Source organism: Methylobacterium sp. M6A4_1b (assembly GCF_053345175.1).
In genome coordinates this window covers 82922-101868 of record NZ_JBKEZQ010000015.1, presented here as the reverse complement: position 1 = coordinate 101868, position 18947 = coordinate 82922, and the positions used below count along the sequence as shown (strand labels likewise).

The 18947-nt window shown below is 69.5% G+C and carries 17 protein-coding genes; 14 read left to right on the top strand and 3 right to left on the bottom strand.

Features of this window, described 5'->3' with window-relative positions:
• Nucleotides 1–170 precede the first annotated feature (170 nt).
• Nucleotides 171–2558: a TonB-dependent siderophore receptor gene (locus ACLBWX_RS15670; RefSeq protein WP_447677949.1), complete on the top strand. Its 2388-nt coding sequence runs from the start codon at nucleotides 171–173 to the stop codon at nucleotides 2556–2558.
• Between the two features lie 46 nt (nucleotides 2559–2604).
• Here ACLBWX_RS15670 and ACLBWX_RS15665 read toward each other — a convergent pair whose 3' ends face one another.
• Complete coding sequence (locus ACLBWX_RS15665) at nucleotides 2605–2988, bottom strand: VOC family protein (RefSeq protein WP_447677948.1); 384 nt, start codon at nucleotides 2986–2988, stop codon at nucleotides 2605–2607.
• Between the two features lie 369 nt (nucleotides 2989–3357).
• On the opposite strand from ACLBWX_RS15665, the gene ACLBWX_RS15660 reads away from it, so the two are divergent.
• From ACLBWX_RS15660 to ACLBWX_RS15640, 5 genes are all read left to right on the top strand, one after another.
• Entirely contained in the window at nucleotides 3358–3612 is a 255-nt protein-coding gene (locus tag ACLBWX_RS15660; RefSeq protein WP_447677947.1) for a hypothetical protein, read from the top strand.
• A gap of 674 nt (nucleotides 3613–4286) precedes the next feature.
• A complete protein-coding gene (locus ACLBWX_RS15655) occupies nucleotides 4287–5378 on the top strand; it encodes an alkene reductase (protein WP_447677946.1) in 1092 nt (363 codons plus the stop codon).
• Between the two features lie 175 nt (nucleotides 5379–5553).
• Nucleotides 5554–7452, top strand: coding sequence for a PAS domain S-box protein (locus ACLBWX_RS15650; RefSeq protein WP_447677945.1), 1899 nt, complete (start codon nucleotides 5554–5556; stop codon nucleotides 7450–7452).
• The gene (locus ACLBWX_RS15645; protein WP_447677944.1) at nucleotides 7449–8168 is read left to right on the top strand and encodes an HAD-IA family hydrolase; all 720 of its coding nucleotides are present in this window, start codon (nucleotides 7449–7451) and stop codon (nucleotides 8166–8168) included. Before ACLBWX_RS15650 ends, ACLBWX_RS15645 begins: the two co-directional genes overlap by 4 nt.
• 35 nt (nucleotides 8169–8203) lie before the next feature.
• The gene (locus ACLBWX_RS15640; RefSeq protein ID WP_447677943.1) at nucleotides 8204–8428 is read left to right on the top strand and encodes a hypothetical protein; all 225 of its coding nucleotides are present in this window, start codon (nucleotides 8204–8206) and stop codon (nucleotides 8426–8428) included.
• A 5-nt stretch (nucleotides 8429–8433) separates the two neighbouring features.
• On the opposite strand, the gene ACLBWX_RS15635 is transcribed toward ACLBWX_RS15640, so the two are convergent.
• Both ACLBWX_RS15635 and ACLBWX_RS15630 read right to left on the bottom strand, forming a co-directional pair.
• Nucleotides 8434–10887 carry a PAS domain-containing protein gene (locus tag ACLBWX_RS15635; protein WP_447677942.1) on the bottom strand — a complete coding sequence of 818 codons (2454 nt, stop codon included), beginning with the start codon at nucleotides 10885–10887 and terminating at the stop codon, nucleotides 8434–8436.
• Nucleotides 10888–11037: 150 nt separating this feature from the next.
• Nucleotides 11038–11535, bottom strand: coding sequence for an outer membrane protein assembly factor BamE (locus ACLBWX_RS15630; RefSeq protein WP_447677941.1), 498 nt, complete (start codon nucleotides 11533–11535; stop codon nucleotides 11038–11040).
• Nucleotides 11536–11791: 256 nt separating this feature from the next.
• On the opposite strand from ACLBWX_RS15630, the gene ACLBWX_RS15625 reads away from it, so the two are divergent.
• The 8 genes from ACLBWX_RS15625 (at nucleotide 11792) to ACLBWX_RS15590 (ending at nucleotide 18897) form a co-directional block, all read left to right on the top strand.
• Nucleotides 11792–12388, top strand: a complete 597-nt coding sequence (locus ACLBWX_RS15625) for a ubiquinol-cytochrome C chaperone family protein (protein WP_447677960.1) — start codon at nucleotides 11792–11794, stop codon at nucleotides 12386–12388.
• On the top strand, nucleotides 12385–12924 hold the full coding sequence (locus ACLBWX_RS15620) for a YceD family protein (RefSeq protein ID WP_447677940.1): 540 nt from the start codon (nucleotides 12385–12387) through the stop codon (nucleotides 12922–12924). The genes ACLBWX_RS15625 and ACLBWX_RS15620 overlap by 4 nt, the downstream gene beginning before the upstream one ends.
• 188 nt (nucleotides 12925–13112) lie before the next feature.
• Nucleotides 13113–14147 (top strand): phosphate acyltransferase PlsX, encoded by a 1035-nt coding sequence (gene plsX, locus ACLBWX_RS15615; protein ID WP_447677939.1) that lies wholly within the window; start codon nucleotides 13113–13115, stop codon nucleotides 14145–14147.
• A 28-nt stretch (nucleotides 14148–14175) separates the two neighbouring features.
• Nucleotides 14176–15183 carry a beta-ketoacyl-ACP synthase III gene (locus tag ACLBWX_RS15610; protein ID WP_447677938.1) on the top strand — a complete coding sequence of 336 codons (1008 nt, stop codon included), beginning with the start codon at nucleotides 14176–14178 and terminating at the stop codon, nucleotides 15181–15183.
• 116 nt (nucleotides 15184–15299) lie between these two features.
• Nucleotides 15300–15620 carry an integration host factor subunit alpha gene (locus tag ACLBWX_RS15605; RefSeq protein ID WP_056474070.1) on the top strand — a complete coding sequence of 107 codons (321 nt, stop codon included), beginning with the start codon at nucleotides 15300–15302 and terminating at the stop codon, nucleotides 15618–15620.
• A gap of 37 nt (nucleotides 15621–15657) precedes the next feature.
• A complete protein-coding gene (locus tag ACLBWX_RS15600; protein ID WP_447677937.1) occupies nucleotides 15658–16158 on the top strand; it encodes a MerR family transcriptional regulator in 501 nt (166 codons plus the stop codon).
• 144 nt (nucleotides 16159–16302) lie between these two features.
• Nucleotides 16303–16752, top strand: coding sequence for a 4-aminobutyrate aminotransferase (locus ACLBWX_RS15595; RefSeq protein ID WP_447677936.1), 450 nt, complete (start codon nucleotides 16303–16305; stop codon nucleotides 16750–16752).
• Between the two features lie 198 nt (nucleotides 16753–16950).
• Nucleotides 16951–18897 carry a PrkA family serine protein kinase gene (locus tag ACLBWX_RS15590; protein ID WP_447677935.1) on the top strand — a complete coding sequence of 649 codons (1947 nt, stop codon included), beginning with the start codon at nucleotides 16951–16953 and terminating at the stop codon, nucleotides 18895–18897.
• Nucleotides 18898–18947: the final 50 nt, after the last annotated feature.

Genomic DNA, 18947 nt, shown 5'->3' with positions numbered 1-18947 from the left:
TCAGCTTGATCAATAGCCTCCCGCATGCGCACCTCGTCGCTGTAAGACAAGATCTCCTGCTTAGAACAGCTCCAAATTTATTCGGGAGTGTTCGGCAAGTGTCCTTTCGACGGTTCTCGCTGATCCCGTCTGCTGCATGACGTCAAGATCGGCATCGGAAAGCATTCCCCATGATCCAGGCCGAGCCCCTTCCCGCGTTCCCGAAGTCCGCGCGCCACGGTCGCTGGATCGGCGCGGCGGGCGTTTCCGCCCTCGCGCTGGCGGCGATGGCGCCGGCCCTGGGGAGCGGTACGGCCCTGGCGCAGAATGCGGGCGGCACCGCCGCGGTGCAGCTCGACACCCTGTCGGTGGTCGGTTCGGGGACCGGAATCCCGGCCGGCACCGCGAGCGCGCTGAAGGCGGCCACCTCCTATGTGGTCCCGAATTCGAACACCGGCACCAAGACCGACACCCCCTTGCGCGAGGTGCCCCAGTCGATCTCGGTGGTGACGCAGAAGCAGATCGAGGACCGCGGCGTCCAGAACCTCGCCGATGCCCTGGGCTACAGCGCCGGCGTGGTCACCTCGCCGCAGGGACAGGACGGGCGGTTCGACCAGCTCATCATCCGGGGCTTCGACCAGACCCAGCGCGGCATCTACAAGGACGGCCTGCGCCTGCCGCAGACCAGCTTCTCGGGCTTTCCCATCGAACCCTACGGCGTCGAGCGCATCGACGTGCTGCGCGGGCCGAGCTCGGGCCTGTTCGGGCTCAATGATCCCGGCGGCCTCGTCAACTTCATCACCAAGAAGCCCCTCGCGGTTCCCTATCGCGAGATCTTCGGCGGGTATGGCAGCTTCAACCGCAAGCAGTTCGGCTTCGACCTGAGCGGCCCCGTCAACCCCGAGAAGACGATCCTCTACCGCGTGACCGGCCTCCTGCGCGAAGGCGGCACGCAGGTGGATAATACGCCGCTGGACCGGATCTACATCGCTCCCGCGGTCACCTTCGCGCCCTCGGCCGATACGAGCCTGACGCTGCTCGGCAATTATCAGCGCGATCGCACGGGGGACACCTTCCGGGCCATTCCGCGCGACTACACCAACGGCAGCAATCCCTACCGGGCGCAGCTGCGCAGCCGCTTCCTCGGAGAACCGAACTTCTCGCGCTTCCTCGCCGAGCACTTCGAGGGCGGATACCAGTTCTCGCACCGGTTCGACGATTCGTGGACCGTGCGCCAGAACCTGCGTTACGCCCATGCCTCGACGGATTACAATGCCGTCTATGCCACCAGCAGCAGCCCGACGGCGCCCAACATCCTGGGGCGCTCGGCGCAGACCTGGCTTGAGGAATACGGCGTCTTCACCGTCGACACGCAGCTCCAGAACGATTCCCAGTTCGGCCGCATCAAGAACACCGCGCTGGTCGGCGTCGACTACAGCAAGGTCAACAACAAGAGCAATCAGTTCGGCGGGCCGACCGCCGCCCTCCTCGGCGCCGGTCCCCTCGTCGGCCCCCTCGACATCCTGAACCCGGTCTACGGCACGGGCGTCGCCACGCTCCCGCAGACGCGGCTCGCGCGCATCGACCAGGAGCAGGTCGGCCTCTACGCACAGGACCAGGTCAAGTTCGACGATCGCTGGGTGCTCAGCCTCAACGGCCGCTACGACTGGGTGACGACGAAGACGACCGCCATCAACCCGCCGATCGACGCCGTGCGCCAGCAGCTCGACGCCTTCGGAGTTCCCAACGCGATCCCCGCCGCCTTCGGCGCGAACCAGGATGTCCAGGCCTTCAGCGGACGGGCCGGCCTGTCCTATCTCTTCGACAACGGCCTGACGCCCTACGTCTCGGCGGCGCGCTCCTTCAACGTGCTGCCGGTCTACGTCCAGCAGAGCACGACGCAGACCATTCCGGGCGTTGGCGCGGTCCCGACCTCATACAACATCCTGCCGCCCAAGCCCGAGCGCGGCGAGACCATTGAGGCCGGCGTGAAGTTCCAGCCGCCGGGTGCCGCGAGCTCGATCCTGTTCTCGGTGTTCGACACCAAGAAGACCAACGCGCTGACCTTCGATCCCACCGATCCGCTGCAGCAGGCGTTCTATCAGGTCGGCGAGATCTCGGTGAAGGGCTTCGAGACAGAGGCCACCGTGGATCTGCTCAACGGGTTCAAGCTGATCTCCTCGGCGACCGTCCTGAGCGCCGAGGTCACGAAGGACGAGCCCCCCGCCGGAGCCCCGAGCGCGGTCGGGCGGCGCCCGATCCAGGTGCCGAACTTCACCGCCGCCACCTGGGCCGACTACACGGTGCAGGACGGCCCCTTCCGGGGCCTCGGCCTCGGCGCCGGCTTCCGCTACGTCGGCGCCAGCTTCGGCGACCCTCAGAACACCATCCGGGTGCCGGACTACTTCCTGGTCGATGCCGCGATTCGCTACCAGTACGAGAACTGGCGCTTCCAGGTGGCGGCCAACAACTTGCTCGACCGCGTCTTCGTCGGCACCTGCTCGCAGCAGATCGGCTTCGTGGGCTGCAACTACGGCGAAGGCCGCCGCGTCACCGGAACGGTCAGCTATCGGTGGTGACACGCCCTCGCTCGTGGCGGGCCGGCCGGTCGGGCCGGCCCCGGCGTCAATCCGCGAACTTGTATCGGGCGCAGAGCTTGTTGCCGTCCGGATCGCGCAGGTAGGCGAGATAGATCCGGCCCATCGGCGTCTGGCGCTCGCCCGGCGGGTTCTCCACGGAGGTGCCCCCGTGGGTCACACCCGCTTCGTGCCAGGCGCCGGCCTGATCCGGGCTGTCCATCGCGAACCCGATGGTGCCTCCGTTGGCAGCGGTCGCGGCCTTCCCGTCGATCGGCTTGGTGACGACGAACCGGCCGCCGCGGTGAGCGTAGACCAGACGTCCCAGGGCATCCGTCGTGCCGGGCTCGCCGCCGATGGCTCCGAAGAGCGCATCGTAGAACGCCTTCGACTTGGCCAGGTCGTTGCTGCCAATCACCATATGGCTGAACACGTCGTCGCCTCCCTCGCTCGCTGGGCTGCAGGGCTACCGCGACCGAGGCTATGGCTGCAACCATGACGCCCTCCGGTTTCCCGGCACGATCCCCCGGGAAGCTGAACGATGTGCCCGGCCGAACCGTGCCCGGATCGGGCAGCGGGGTGGCCGGCTTCCGATCCGGACCGCGCAGGGCGGAGCGGCGAGCACCGGCCCGGTGCAGTGGGTTCCGGCGCGGGCGGCCCGATCCCGACCGAGAGCGAGTCCGAGCAAGAACGATCAGACTATCCTCTCTTGGTATTTAAAATACTACATACCAATAATTACGCTTGTTGCTTGCGTTATTTTTACTATCTTTGGCGGACCATCTAACGCGCCGGAGGAATAATGCCTTATACAGCGCATCATCTTTACAGTCGGGAGGATGTCACGATTGCCCATCGTACATCACACTCGCGAAAGTTGCGGGCCGAGTCGGATGATGACGCGATCACCGAGGCCAACATCTGGCTGCTGTCGTCGCGGATCGTGGCACGCATCGCCGGCGACGCGCCGCCGGTCGCCGAAGTCGTCCGGAAGGACGGGGAAGTGCTCGCCTGCGTGCGGATGGAGCAGGAGCCGGAATCGACCGGAGGCGCCTGAACCTGCATCGTCGGCCGGATGGTGAGACCACGATAGCCAGCGCCGGGGCACCGTTCGCCGCAACGCATGCGGCGCCCCGGCAATCGGCAACGCCATGGCGACGGTCATCGGCGCGGGCACAACCGATGGGCGAGCGCAACCGGCCCGGCCCTGCGGTACTGCTCCGGACGCCCCGCGGCGATGGGGCAGGGGATCCCCGAGGCTGTGCGGTGCGGCGTCGCAAATCGATGCCATGGTCCGACCAGCCCTCCGCCCCGTGATGCGTCTCGCATCGGCGGCGCCATTGGCCACCGGGCCGTGGTGGAAACCGCCCTTCCTCCGATTGCCGCCGCTCGCGGTCGCGGGCGACCAAGGCCGCCGGGCCGCGCCCCAGACCGGGGCCGCTTTGGAAGAAGCGGACATCGAGGCCACGGCCCCGACGGACGCCGTCGAAAACCGGCGGCCCGCCGGCAGAGCCGGATGGTCTTCCAGCCCGGGCGGTGCAGGAAGCCGCCCCAGGGTTCCAGGCGCGTGGGACGGCGCGTGCGCACCCGCACAAGCTTGCGACGGTCGCGGCGTACGTGTCTGGCCTGCCCCGGCGCGGCGACCACATGAGGACATCAACGGGGGCGGCGGAGGCCGCGCACCGTCCGTTCGTCCTTGCCGCTTGTCCTTGAAACAACGTGAGCGTCCCCATGACTGCCCTGTCCGACCCGATCCGCATCGGCGCGATCGATGCCAAGAACCGCGTCTTCATGGCGCCACTGACCCGCGGCCGCGCCACCCGCGAGCACGTCCCGACGCCCATCATGGTGGAGTATTACCGTCAGCGTGCCGGCGCGGGGCTGATCCTCACCGAGGCGACCGGCATCTCACAGGAAGGCCTGGGCTGGCCCTTCGCGCCGGGCATCTGGTCCGACGAGCAGGTCGAGGCCTGGAAGCCGGTGGTGCGGGCCGTGCACGAGGCCGGCGGCAAGATCGTCTGCCAGCTCTGGCACATGGGGCGCATCGTGCACCCGGACTTCCTCGGCGGCGCAAAGCCGATCTCGGCCTCGGCCACCACGGCCCCGGACGCCGCCCACACCTACGAGGGAAAGAAGCCCTACGCCGAGGCCCGGGCTCTGCCCGTCGACGAGATTCCCCGCCTCCTGGCCGATTATGACCGCGCTGCGCGCAACGCCATCCGGGCCGGGTTCGACGGCGTGCAGATCCACGCCGCGAACGGCTACCTCATCGACCAGTTCCTGCGCGACGGCGCGAACTTCCGGACCGACGCCTATGGCGGCTCCATCGAGAACCGCATCCGCCTCCTCACCGAGGTGACACGGACGGTGGCCGATGCCGTGGGCAAGGACCGCACCGGCGTGCGCCTGTCGCCCAACGGTGCGATCCAGGGCGTGGACGATTCGAACCCCGACGCCCTGTTCGGGGCCGCCGCGGCCGTCCTCTCGAAGATCGGCATCGCCTTTCTCGAGCTGCGCGAGCCCGGGCCGAACGGCACCTTCGGCACGGCCAACCATCCCCCGGTCGCCCCGACCATGAAGGCGGCCTTCGACGGCCCCCTGATCCTGAACTCGGATTACGACGGCCCCCGCGCGCAGGCGGCCCTCGACGAGGGCCGCGCCGACGCCGTCGCCTTCGGGCGCCCGTTCATCGCCAACCCCGATCTGCCCGAGCGGCTGTTCGCGGGCGCCGCCCTGAACAAGGACGAAGCGAAGACCTGGTACAGCCAGGGGCCGGAAGGTTACGTCGATTACCCGACGCGGGATGCGGCGAAGGCCGCCTGATCTGCGATTCGACGGGATTGCGGCCGTCTCCTGCTTCGTTCGCGGGAGGAGACGGCCCGCCGACGGATGACAGACGCGTCCTTTGCCAACCTGTGCGGATCGTCTCGGTAGAGGTCGGCGCTATCGCTCGGACCGGAGACACCCTATGTGTGGCGATCGACGAGGATAGCCGCTTTTGCCTTCGACCGATGCCTGCTCCGTCGCACCGACCGGATGGACCGAGTCCGATCGGCTGGCGGAGCTCGCCAGCCTCGACTTGGCCGCCTCCGGGCGGGAAGCGGTCTACGACGACCTGACCCGCATCGCAGCCCGGCTCTGCGACGCGCCCATCGCGCTGGTGAGCCTCGTCGAGGCGGACCGGCAATGGTTCAAGGGCCGGGTCGGGCTCGAAGTGCCCGAGACGCCCCGGCGGATGTCCATCTGCTCGCATGCCATCGCGGCCGGGACGCTCCTCGTCATCCCGGACCTGACCCGGGACCCGCGGACCCGCGACAATCCCCTCGTCACCGGTGAGCGCCAGCTCCGGTTCTACGCCGGTGCGATCATCCGCTCGCGCGCGGGCTATCCCCTCGGCACCCTGTGCGTCCTCGACCGGGTCGCCCGGCCCGACGGAATCACCCCGGTCCAGGCCGAGATGCTGGAGGCCCTGGCCCAACAGGCCGCGACGCTGATCGAGCTGACCCGGACGCGCGGCGAGGTCGAGGCCCGCGAGGCGGAACTCGAGGCGAGCGAGCGCCGCTTCCGGGTGATGACCGGCGCCATGCCGCAGATGGTCTGGACCACCCAGCCCGACGGCTACCACGACTTCTACAACGACCGCTGGTACGAGTTCACCGGCATGCCGCCCGGCTCGACGGACGGCGAGGCCTGGAACGGGATGTTCCATCCCGACGACCAGGAACGGGCCTGGACGCGCTGGCGCCACAGCCTCGCCACCGGCGAGCCCTACGAGGTCGAGTACCGCCTGCGCCACCATTCGGGGGCCTATCGCTGGACCCTCGGCCGGGCGATGCCGCTCCATGATGCCGACGGGCGCATCGAGCGCTGGTTCGGGACCTGCACCGACATCGAGGACCTGAAGCGGGCGGAGGCCGAGGCACGCAAGCTCGCCGCCATCGTCGAGCAGTCGCAGGACTTCATCGGCATGGCCGACCGCGAGGGATTGGTCCAGCACATCAACGAGGCGGGCCGGCGCCTCGTCGGGCTGCCGGACGTCACCGCCGTGGCCGGGACCCAGCTCCTCGACTACTTCATGCCCGAGAGTCAGGCGCTCGTGACCGGGACGGCCCTGCCCGCCGTCGAGCGGCAGGGCTGGTGGGAGGGCGAGCTCGCCTTCCGGCACTTCGGCACGGGGGAGGGGATCGCGGTCCTCTACAACATCTTCCCGGTCCGCGACGACGAGGGCCGCTTCGTCGGCTACGCCACCGTCACCCGCGACCTGCGCGAGCGCAAGCGGGCGGAAGAGGCGCAGGACCTGCTGATCAAGGAACTCTCGCACCGGATCAAGAACATCTTCGCGGTGGTCGGCGGCATCGCCGGCCTCTCGGCCCGCACCGATCCGGCCGCGCGCCCCTTCGTCTCGGCCTTCCGCGAGCGCCTCGGCGCCCTGGCGCAGGCCCACGAATACGTCCGGCCGCACTCGCCCGCCAGCGCCCCCGCGGTGAAGGGCCAGACCCTGTTCGGCCTGATGCGCCTGATCATGGCGGCCTACGTGCAGGACGGGCGCGCGCGGATCGTCGTCGACGGCGACGACGTCGCCGTCGGGGAGCGCGCCGCCACCGCGCTCGCCCTCATCATGCACGAGCAGGCCACGAACGCGATGAAGTATGGCGGCCTCTCGACCGAGGCCGGCAGCGTCCGCCTCACCGGCCTTCGCGACGGACCATCCTACATCCTGACCTGGGCGGAGAGCGGCGGCCCGACGGTGACCGGACCGCCCACCCGGCAGGGCTTCGGCACGGTGCTGGCCCAGCGCAGCGTCGTCGGGCAGCTCGACGGCACCCTGGAGCAGGACTGGGCCCCGGGCGGCCTCGTCATGCGCCTCGTCGTGCCGGTGGACAATCTCGGTTCGTGAGCCCGCACCCGTATCGCCTCGTCGTCTTCGATTTCGACGGGACCCTGGCCGACAGCTTTCCCTGGTTCGCCGGAATCATCAACGGCGTGGCCGACCGCTACGGCTTCGCCCGCATCGCCGAGCACGAGACCGAGACCCTGCGGGGCATGGATGCGCGGGCGATCGTCCGGCACCTCGGAATCCCGGCCTGGAAGCTCCCGCTGATCACCCGGCACATGCACCGGCTCGCCGCGCGCGACATCGCCGCGATCCGGCTGTTCCCCGGGATCCCGGACCTGCTGGCCGACCTCGATGGGGCGGGTCTTGCCCTCGGCATCGCGAGCTCGAACCGGGAAGCGACGATCCGGCGGGCGCTGGGACCGGCGGCCCGGCGCTTCACCCACTACGCCTGCGGCGCCTCGCTGTTCGGCAAGGCGAGACGCCTGCGCGCCCTGATCCGCGACGCCGGGATCGTCCCGTCCGAGGTGCTCTACGTCGGCGACGAGATCCGCGACCACCAGGCGGCGACGGAGGCGGGCTGCGCCTTCGGGGCAGTGGCCTGGGGCTATACCCGCGCCGATGCCCTGGCCGCCCGAGCGCCCGCGCACGTCTTCTCCGAACCGGCCGCGATCGGGCGATGCGTCGTGTCGACGCCGCCACAGGCGCCTGGAAACCGCGCCGCGGAGGTTTCGGACCGGTTGCGTGGCGGGTCCATCGGGCGCCAGATTAACCTGTGATAGGCCGGGACGTGCGGCGGAACGGACGCTTGTAGATGGACACGACACGTCGCTCGCCGCCGGCCGGAACGCATGCAGCCGCGCGCCGGGACCCGGCGGTCCGCCGATCCCAGGCGCGCCGGGCACGGTCGCATTTCCTGGTGGCCTGTCTGGCCGGCGGCCTGCAGGCCACCTACGCGCCGGAGCTGGAAGCGGACGTCTCCGACGTGTTCGCAGGCCTAATCGCACGCCTCGAAGCCGGCGAACCGGGCGGGAGCTGATCCCGTCAGGTCCGGGCGCGGCGCCCGCGCCGGCTGCGCGCCACAGCCTCCCTGAGGACCCGCGAGAGCTGCTCCACCGAATAGGGCTTGTGCAGCAATTCGAAGCCGTGAGCGCCCTCCTCGGCCAGGACGTGGCTGTAGCCGCTGGCCAGCACCACCGGCAGGTCGGGCCGGCGCCGAGCGATCTCCTTCGCGAGCTCGATCCCGTTCATGCCCGGCATGACGATGTCGGAGAACACCACCTCGAAGCGGAAGGGGATCTTCTCGAGCTGGCGCAGGGCATCGGCGGCGGAGGTCGCCCAGACCGTGTGATAGCCGAGTTCGGCCAGGGTCTGCGTCGCGAAGCGGCCGACCTCCGGGTTGTCCTCGACCACGAGCACGCAGGTGCCGTGCCCCTCGGTCAGGGGCTCGGCCTCCTCGGGGGGGTCAGCGGTCTCCGGCACGGCCGCGACCTGCGGCAGGAACAGGGTGAAGGTCGAGCCGTGGCCCGGCGCGCTCTCGACGACGACCTCGCCGCCCGATTGCTTGGCGAAGCCGAAGACCTGGCTGAGGCCGAGGCCGGTGCCCTGGCCCACGCCCTTGGTGGTGTAGAACGGCTCGAAGATCCGGTGGAGATCGCCCGCGGCGATGCCGGCACCGGTATCGGTCAGCGACACGGCCACGAAGGCGCCCTGGCGGATGTCGAGAGGCGGGATGCCCTCGACGGTGCCGACCCGGATCGTCAGCCGGCCCTGGCCGTCCATGGCGTCGCGGGCATTGACCGCCATGTTCACCAGTGCGGTGTCGAACTGGCTCGGGTCGGCATGCACGTAGCAGGGCGCCTCGGGCACCTCGACCACGATCGCGATGCGGGCGCCGGTCAGGGTTCCGACCATCTCGCTGATCGCGGCGACGCCGGTGCCGACGTTGAAGGTCTCGGGCTTGAGGGCTTGGCGCCGCGCGAAGGCGAGGAGTTGGCCGGTGAGCTTGGCGGCGCGCGCCACGGTGTCGGAGATGGCGTCGACGTAGCGGCGGCGGCGATCCTCGGCGAGTCCCGGACGCTTCAGGAGGTCGGTCGAGGACTTGATGACCGTCAACAGGTTGTTGAAGTCATGGGCGACGCCACCGGTGAGCTGGCCCACCGCCTCCATCTTCTGAGCCTGGCGCAGGGCCTCCTGGGCCTGGTCCAGGGCGGCCTCCCGCGCCTTGTCCTCGGTGATGTCGCGGCCGCTGCAATAGGAGCGACCGCCCTCCGGCACCGCGGTCCAGGACAGCCAGCGGTAGCCGCCGTCCCGGGTACGGTAGCGGTTCTCGAAGCGGAAGACCGGCGTGCTGGCAGCGAGCGTGTGGATCGCCGCCCGGGTGCGCTCGACGTCGTCCGGATGGATCAGGTCGACCACGGGGCGCCCGGCGATCTCCGATTCGGACCAGCCGAGCACCACCTCCCAGGCGGGATTCAGACGCTCGAAGTAGCCGTCCGGGTGGAACACGCCGAGGAGATCGGGGCTGACCAGCCAGGTCAGACCGCGCTCGTTGGAGCGCAGCACGACCTGGCGCTCCAGGTCGGCGTTGAGGAAGCGCAGTTCCGCCTCGTTCCGGCGCAGGGCGATCTCGGCCAGAGCCCGGTCGGTGACGTCGACGCCCTCGACGAAGATGCCGGTGACGGTGCCGTCGTCGTCGAAGATCGGCTGATAGACGAAGTCGAGGTAGAGTTCGACCTCCGGCCCGTCCGCCACGGCCTTGAGGGTGAGCTTCGAGGCGCGCGCGGTGAACGCCTCCCCGGTGCGGTAGACGGTGTCGAGGAGGTCGAGATAGCCCTGGGCCACGGCGTCGGGCAGGGCCTCCGCCACGGTCCGGCCCAGGACCGGCCGGTCGCCGACGAGGCGCCGATAGGCGGGGTTGGCGAGTTCGAAGCGATGCTCGGGACCGCGCAGGACGGCCATGAAGCTCGGCGCCTGGGCGAAGAGCTGCTCCAGGCGCTCGCGTTCGGCTCTGGCCCGGCGCTCCGCCTGCACCCGGCCCGTCGTCTCGGCGCAGGCGCAGTACATGCCGGCGACCTGCCCGGCCTCGTCGCGCACCGGCGTGTAGCCGAACGAGAAGAAGGTCTCCTCCGGGTAGCCGTTGCGGTGCATGACGAAGGCGATGCCGTCCATGTGCGTGGCTTCGCCCGCATAGGCACGGGAGAGGATCGGCTCCACCTGGTCCCAGATGTCGTGCCAGAGGTCACGGAACGAACCGCCGAGGGCGGCCGGGTGCCGGGTGCCGCACATGGCGGCGTAGCCGTCGTTGTAGAGGGTGAGGTAGTCCGGTCCCCAGACGATCAGCATCGGCTGCTGTGAACCGAGCATCACGCCGACCAGGGTCTTGAGGGCCTGCGGCCAGCCGGCCGGGGCGCCGAGCGAGGTCTTCGACCAGTCGTGTTGGCGCAGGAGCGCGCCGGTCTCGCCACCCTCGACGAGAAAGGCTTCGCGAAACGGCATCCTCGGGTCCTCTGCCCGCCCGGGAGCGAACCCTGGCGCGCCGTTCAGGGAGCGCGCGGCGATCTGCCCGCGCCGACGCTCGGGGCATCCTCCGCCGATGGCCGGGGCGATAGGCCGCGCCCGGCCGCCTCCGGCGGAGGGCCGCGACGATTACAGCCCGCGGTTGGCGCCCGGAACCACGCTGGCGCCGGATCCGCTGCCGAACGGCTCGTACTTGGTCAGGCCGCGGAAGAGCTGGCTGAGGAAGGCGCGGTCGGCGCCGCTGGTCGGCGTGGTCCGTTCGATGAAGTCGAACACCTTGCCGTCCTGCAGGCCGTAGAGCGCCACGCGCTCCACCTTGAAGCCCTGGTTGAAGTAGACGGCGGTGACCTTCTGGTCCTCGACCCGCTCGCCGAGGAACAGGACCGTCCGGCGCGTGTTCTGGGTGATATAGTACCAGGACTTGTTGCCGACGGTGGAGACGGTGGACGGCGTGCCGAGGATCTGCAGCACCTGCTCGGCGCTCATGCCGGGCTTCACGGTGGCGAGGGCCGCCTGGTCGATCTGGTAGCCGTGGCGGATGTCCTCGCCGATGCAGCCGGACACACCGGCTCCGATCACGCCGAGGACGGCGAGGCGAGCGAGCGACGAGACGAGACGGCGCGACATCGGCCACCCTTGCTGCAAATGAGAAACTGAACGCGTCTTCCGTGAAGGCGACTTCCCGGAAAGCATCTTCCGACAAGGCGTCTTGCGGCCCCGATCCCGACCCGGCACCGAGGGCGGAAGAATCCCGATGGAGGTTGCACCTTGACCGTTCGCTGCCGTAACGCGGGGTTATGGTTTTGACAAGGCAAGCCCGGCCACACCCACGGTCCGTCCGCACCTGCGCCACGCCAGCAGGCGGGAGGAGAGGCGCATGACGATGGGACTCCTGGACCGGCTGCGCAGTTGGGGACGGTCGAGCCCGCGCGCGCAGGTGATCGAGACGCTGCACGGGCGGATCAACGAAGCGGCGCGCCACCCGGACCTCTACCTGCGTCTCGGCGTACCGGACACGCTGGAGGGCCGGTTCGAGTGCCTGATCCTGCACGTCATCCTGGTGCTGCGGCGGCTCAACCGCCTGCCCGAGCCGGCGGCGGACGTGGCCCAGGACCTCGTGAATTCGGTGTTCCTTCAGCTCGATTCTTCGCTGCGGGAATCCGGCATCGGCGATTTCGGGGTGCCCAAGCGCATGAAGAAGCTCGGTTCGGCCTTCTACGGCCGCGCCGAGGGCTACGATGCCGCCCTCGATGCCGGGGACCTCGCGGCGCTGAAGGCCGCGCTCGCCCGCAACGTCCTCGGGCTCGACGTGCCGGAGGCCGCGGACGAACTCGCGCGCTACGTCCTCGCCAGCGACGCCGCCCTGGCGCGCTCCGACCTCGACGGCCTGATCGGCGTCGGCCCGTCCTTCCCGCCGCCGAACACCTTCGCGGCCGCCGCTGCAGGGCCGGACGGCACCACGACACGGACAATCCCATGACCCGTCACGACAAGCCTCACCACGACACGCCCCGCCAGAACCAGACCGGCCCGCTCTCGCGGATCGTCAGCGTCGACCGCCTGCGCCGCAGCGACGGCCGCCTCGTCGTCACGGCGAGCCCGGAAGAATGCGCGGCCCTCGCCGCCGAGTTCGAGATCCCGGCCATCCGCGATCTCGAGGGCAGCTTCGAGACGAGCGGCCCGTCCTCGGCCTTCCGCGTGCGCGGGACCGTGACGGCGCAGGTGACCCAGGTCTGTACGGTGTCCCTCGAGCCCTTCGAGGGCCCCGTTTCCGAGCCGGTGGACCTGCTGTTCACCGACACCGACCGGCTCGCCGGGACGGACGCGGAGGATGCCGACGTCCCCGATCCGATCGTCGGCGGCCGGATCGACTTCGGCACCATCACGGCGGAGTTCCTGGCCCTCGGCCTCGACCCCTATCCGCGCAAGCCCGGTGTCGCCTTCGAGCCGCATATCGAGGACCAGGACGAGCCGCCGCTCGCCGCCCTGCGCGGCCTGAAGCCCGCCGACGACTGAGCCGATCGGCCCTGAGGGCGGAACGGCGTTCGGTGAAAGCCTCAGATTTCGTTTGCCCGCCGGGCCTCAATCGCTATTTTCCGCCGCGCCGGGCAGGGGGCCGGTCGTTCGCCGCACCCCACCCACCGTGATGCCTCCCCGCCGGGAGGCAGCCCCTTCCGCGTTTCAGAGCCCACCGGCCACCCACCATGCCCCAGAGAGTGTGCATCTCGCTCGACGCCATGGGCGGCGACCACGGCCCCACGACCGTGGTGCCCGGCGCCGCCATAGCCCGCGAGCGCCATCCCGAGATGACGTTCCTGATGTTCGGGGATGAAGCAATCCTCACGCCATTGGTGGCGGCCGAGCCGCGCCTGAAGGGTGCCGTCGAGATCCGCCACACGACGATGGCGATCTCCATGGACGAGAAGCCGAGCCAGGCGGTGCGCTCGGGGCGCGGCAAGTCCTCGATGTGGCGCGCCATCCAGGCGGTGAAGGACGGCGAGGCCGATGCCGCCGTCTCGGCCGGCAACACCGGCGCCCTCATGGCGATGTCGAAGATCTGCCTGAAGACCCTGGCGGGCATCGAGCGCCCGGCCATCGCCTGCCTCTGGCCGACGGTGCGCGGCGAGAGCGTGGTCCTCGACGTCGGCGCCACCATCGGCACCGATGCCGAGCACCTGGTCGAGATGGCCGTGATGGGCTCGGCCATGGCCCGGATCGTGTTCGACCTCGACCGGCCGACGGTCGGACTCCTCAACGTCGGCACCGAGGAGATGAAGGGCAACGAGGCCGTCAAGGAAGCGGCGCGCTACCTGCGCGAGACCGACCTGCCGAACCTCGCCTATCACGGCTTCGTCGAGGGCAACGACCTCGGCAAGGGCACCGTGGACGTGGTCGTCACCGAGGGCTTCACCGGCAACATCGCCCTGAAGACCGCGGAGGGGACGGCCAAGCAGATCGGCAGCTACCTGCGCGCCGCCATGAGCCGGACGCTCTCGGCCAAGATCGGCTACTTCTTCGCCCGTCACGCCTTCAAGGCCCTGCGGGACAAGATGAACCCGAGCCGGGCCAATGGCGGCGTGTTCCTCGGCCTCGAGGGCATCGTCATCAAGAGCCACGGCTCCGAGGACGCGCACGGCTTCGCGGCGGCCGTGGACCTCGCCCACGACATGGCCCGGCACGACCTGATGCGCACCATCCGCGACATGCTCGACCTGACGCCGGCCGCGGCCGCATCGTGAGCCGCGCCGCGAACAGAAGGACGGCCCCATGACGGTCACCACCGGGACGGCCCCCTCCGGAAAGGTCCTGCGCTCCGTCGTCGTCGGCTGCGGCTCCGCCCTGCCGGCCCGGTGCGTCACCAACGACGAGCTCAGCCGGACCGTCGACACCTCCGACGACTGGATCGTGCAGCGCACCGGCATCCGGCAGCGCTACCTCGCGGACGCCACCGAGACCACCTCGGTCCTCGGCGCCCGCGCCGCCCGCGCCGCCCTCGACGAGGCCGGCCTGACGGCCGACGACATCGAACTCATCATCTGCGCCACCTCGACGCCCGACCACACCTTTCCGTCCACCGCCACCGAGATCCAGGCGGCTCTCGGCCTGCGCGGCGGCTTCGCCTTCGACGTCCAGGCGGTCTGCGCCGGCTTCGTCTACGCCGTGACCACCGCCGACAAGTTCCTGAGCACGGGCAGCGCCCGGCGCGCCCTGGTCATCGGCGCCGAGACCTTCTCGCGGATCCTCGACTGGGAGGACCGCACGACCTGCGTGCTGTTCGGCGACGGCGCCGGTGCCGTGGTGCTGGAAGCCCGCGAGGGGGAGGGCACCAGCGCCGATCGCGGCGTGCTTGCCGCGAGCCTGCGCTCGGACGGGCGCCACCGCGAGAAGCTCTACGTGGATGGCGGCCCCGGCTCCACCGGCACCACCGGCCACCTGCGGATGACCGGCAAGGAGGTGTTCCGCTTCGCCGTCGGCTCCGTCACCGACGTCATCGACGACGCCTTCCGGGCCACCGGCACCAGCGCCGAGGAGTTGGACTGGTTCGTACCGCATCAGGCCAACCGGCGGATCATCGAGGCCTCGGCCGACAAGCTCGGCATCGCGCGCGAGAAGGTGGTCCTCACCGTCGATCGGCACGGCAACACCTCCGCGGCCTCGATCCCCCTGGCCCTCGACGTCGCCCGAAAGGACGGCCGGATCCAGCCCGGCGACCTCGTGATGATCGAGGCGATCGGCGGCGGCTTCACCTGGGGCGCGGCCCTCATCCGCTGGTAGAGGCACGGGGTTCGGGAAACGGGGCCTCACGCGCAGTTGACCCCGGCCTGAACGCCGATTAGCGTGCGCAATCATAGAGATACTAAGAAAACTCGAATCGCCTTGGGGAATATCGCATGACGGGAAAGACGGTCACACGCGCCGATTTGAGCGAGGCCGTCTACCAGCAGGTCGGCCTCTCTCGGACCGAGTCGTCCGCCCTGGTCGAGACGGTCCTGTCCGAGATCTGCGCCTGCCTCGCCAGCGGCGAGACGGTGAAGCTGTCCTCGTTCGGCTCCTTCGTGGTGCGCAGCAAGGGGCGCCGGGTCGGGCGCAATCCGAAGACCGGCGTCGAGGTGGCGATCGAGCCGCGCCAGGTCATGGTGTTCAAGCCCTCGAACGTGCTGAAGGCCCGGATCAACGGCCTGAACGGCGCGGCCGAGCACGACGACGAGTAGGCTCCAGATGTCCCTCGCGGCGCGGATCGACGAAACGATGTCCGGCCCTCGCGACGCGGAGGCGCCGGTGCGCGAGGCCCCTGAAAAGAGCGCGGGCGCCTTCCGCACCATCAAGGAGGCCGCCGACGAACTCGACGTGCCCCAGCACGTGCTGCGCTTCTGGGAGACGCGCTTCGCTCAGATCCGCCCGGTCAAGCGGGCCGGCGGGCGGCGCTACTACCGCCCCGACGACGTCGACCTCCTGAAGGGCATCAAGCACCTGCTGCACGGGCAGGGCTACACCATCCGGGGCGCTCAGCGCGTGCTCCGGGAGCGCGGCCTGCGCTTTGTCCAGTCGGTGGGCCGGGGCGAGGCCGTTGCGGCCGCGCCCTCGCTCCAGGATTCCGAGCACGAGGCACCGGCGGCCGAATCGCCCGCCGGCGAGAGCCTCACAGACGGGCAGCGGGCGGTGCTCGAAGCGGCGCTGGACGACCTGCGGACGTGCCGCGCGGCCATGGCCCGCCTGCGCCTGCCGCCGGAGCCGGCCGGGGACGCCTGACGCCGCGGGTTCGCGCGGAAGGATCGGCGCCCACTCGACGGCGCCCACTCGACGGCCGCGCCCGCGATCCCCACATCCGCTTCACCTGGGCCGAATCCACCGCGTCCCGCGTGGATCGCCCGGCGTGATCGGAGTTCGTCCCGCATGCTGCTCGCCCGTTCCCTCACCCTCATGGCCGCCGGCATCCTTCTGGCCGGGCCGGCCCTGGCGCAGACCACGGTCACCCGCAGCGAGACCGCCGCCAGCGGCAAGAGCGTGCGCCTCGCCATCGTGCCGAACCTGAAGAAGGACTGCTCCACCGGCCCGATGCCGGAGATCCGCGTCAGCGGCGCGCCGAAGAACGGCTCGCTCATCACCAAGGTCGGCAAGATCAAGACGCCGGCGAAGTACCGCTGCCCCGGCAAGGAGGCCGCGGTGCAGGCGGTGTTCTACCAGAGCAAGGACGGCTTCACCGGGAGCGACGAGGTCACGGTGGACGTCAAGGATTCCGACGGGAACGTCCAGACCCAGACCATCAAGATCACGGTCGGCGCCGCCAAGCCCGATACGGCCAAGCCCGACGCGGCGGCGAAAAAGGATTCGACCGACCTCTGAGCCCGTCCCCGGGGCCACGGCCGACCGTCGCCGTGGCCCCGGCACCGAACCCGGATGGCAGGCCCGCCTGTTGCAGTGTGGCACGCATCACACGCCCGATTTCCGTGATGAATGCGCTGCGACAAAACTGGGCCTGTCAGTTGCATCCAAGCCGAGACAGGATGAAGCTGTCGCTGTCGTGAGGGGATCGGAAAGCCTATGCCGTCGACGAACGACCTGTTCCAGAGCTTCGCCCGTGGCTACGAAGCGCGTCGCGATACGGAGATGAGCCTCTCCGAGTATCTCGAGGCCTGCCGCGACGAGCCGCTGATGTACGCCTCCGCCGCGGAGCGCATCCTCGAGGCCATCGGCAAGCCCGAATTCGTGGACACCGCGAAGGACCCGCGCCTCGGGCGCGTGTTCATGAACCGGACGATCCGGGTCTACCCCGCCTTCGCCGAGTTCTACGGCATGGAGGAGACGATCGAGCGCATCGTCTCGTTCTTCCGCCACGCGGCGCAGGGCCTGGAGGAGCGCAAGCAGATCCTCTACCTGCTCGGCCCCGTCGGCGGCGGCAAGTCCTCGCTCGCCGAGCGCCTCAAGGCGCTGATGGAGACCCACCCCATCTACGTGCTGAAGGCCGGCAACGAGGTCTCCCCGGTCTTCGAGAGCCCGCTGGGCCTGTTCGACCCCGAGACGATGGGGGCCGAGATCCAGGAGCGCTACGGCATCCCGAAGCGCCGCCTCACCGGCCTGATGAGCCCCTGGGCCCTCAAGCGTCTCGACGAGTTCAACGGCGACATCTCGAAGTTCAAGGTCATCAAGGTCCGGCCCTCGCGCCTGCGCCAGATCGGCATCGCCAAGACCGAGCCGGGCGACGAGAACAACCAGGACATCTCGAGCCTCGTCGGCAAGGTCGACATCCGGCGCCTGGAGACCCTCTCGCAGGCCGATCCCGACGCCTACTCGTACTCGGGTGGCCTCAACCGGGCGAACCAGGGCGTCCTCGAATTCGTCGAGATGTTCAAGGCGCCGATCAAGATGCTGCACCCCCTGCTCACCGCGACGCAGGAGGGCAACTACGTCGGCACCGAGAACATCGGCGCGATCCCGTTCACGGGCGTGATCCTGGCTCACTCGAACGAATCCGAGTGGCAGACCTTCAAGACCAACAAGAACAACGAAGCCTTCATCGACCGCATCTACGTGATCAAGGTGCCCTACTGCCTGCGCGTCACGGAAGAGCAGCGCATCTACGAGAAGCTGGTCTCGGGCTCCGAACTGTCCGACGCCGCCTGCGCGCCGGGCACCCTGGAGATGCTGGCCCGTTTCTCCGTGCTCTCGCGCCTGCGCGAGCACGCCAATTCCAACGCCTTCTCGAAGATGCGGGTCTACGACGGCGAGTCCCTGCGCGAGGTCGATCCCCGCGCCCGCTCGATGCAGGAATACAAGGACGCCGCCGGCGTCGACGAGGGCATGGACGGGATCTCCACCCGCTTCGCCTTCAAGGTGATGGCGGCGACCTTCAACCACGACACCACGGAGGTCTCGGCCGATCCGGTCCACCTCATGTACGTGCTGGAGCAGGCCCTGCGGCGCGAGCAACTGCCGCCGGAGACCGAGAAGCGCTACCTGGAATTCATCAAGACGGAGCTGGCCCCGCGTTACGCGGAGTTCATCGGTCACGAGATCCAGAAGGCCTACCTCGAATCCTACCACGACTACGGTCAGAACCTGTTCGACCGCTACATCGACTATGCCGACGCCTGGATCGAGGACCAGGACTTCAAGGATTCCGAGACGGGGCAGCTCCTCAACCGCGAACTCCTGAACCAGGAGCTGACCAAGATCGAGAAGCCGGCGGGCATCGCAAACCCGAAGGACTTCCGCAACGAGGTGGTGAAGTTCGCCCTGCGCTCGCGGGCGCAGCACGGCGGTCGCAACCCCTCCTGGACGAGCTACGAGAAGCTGCGCGAGGTCATCGAGCGGCGCATGTTCAGCCAGGTGGAGGAACTGCTGCCGGTGATCTCCTTCGGCTCCAAGAAGGACGGCGAGACCGAGAAGAAGCACGGCGAGTTCGTCGACCGGATGGTGGCCCGCGGCTACACCGAGCGGCAGGTCCGCCGTCTTGTCGAGTGGTACATGCGGGTGAAGCAGGCCGGGTAGGGCGACGCGAGACGCCCTGTCCCACGGGTGAGGGGGTGGCCACGCCGGTG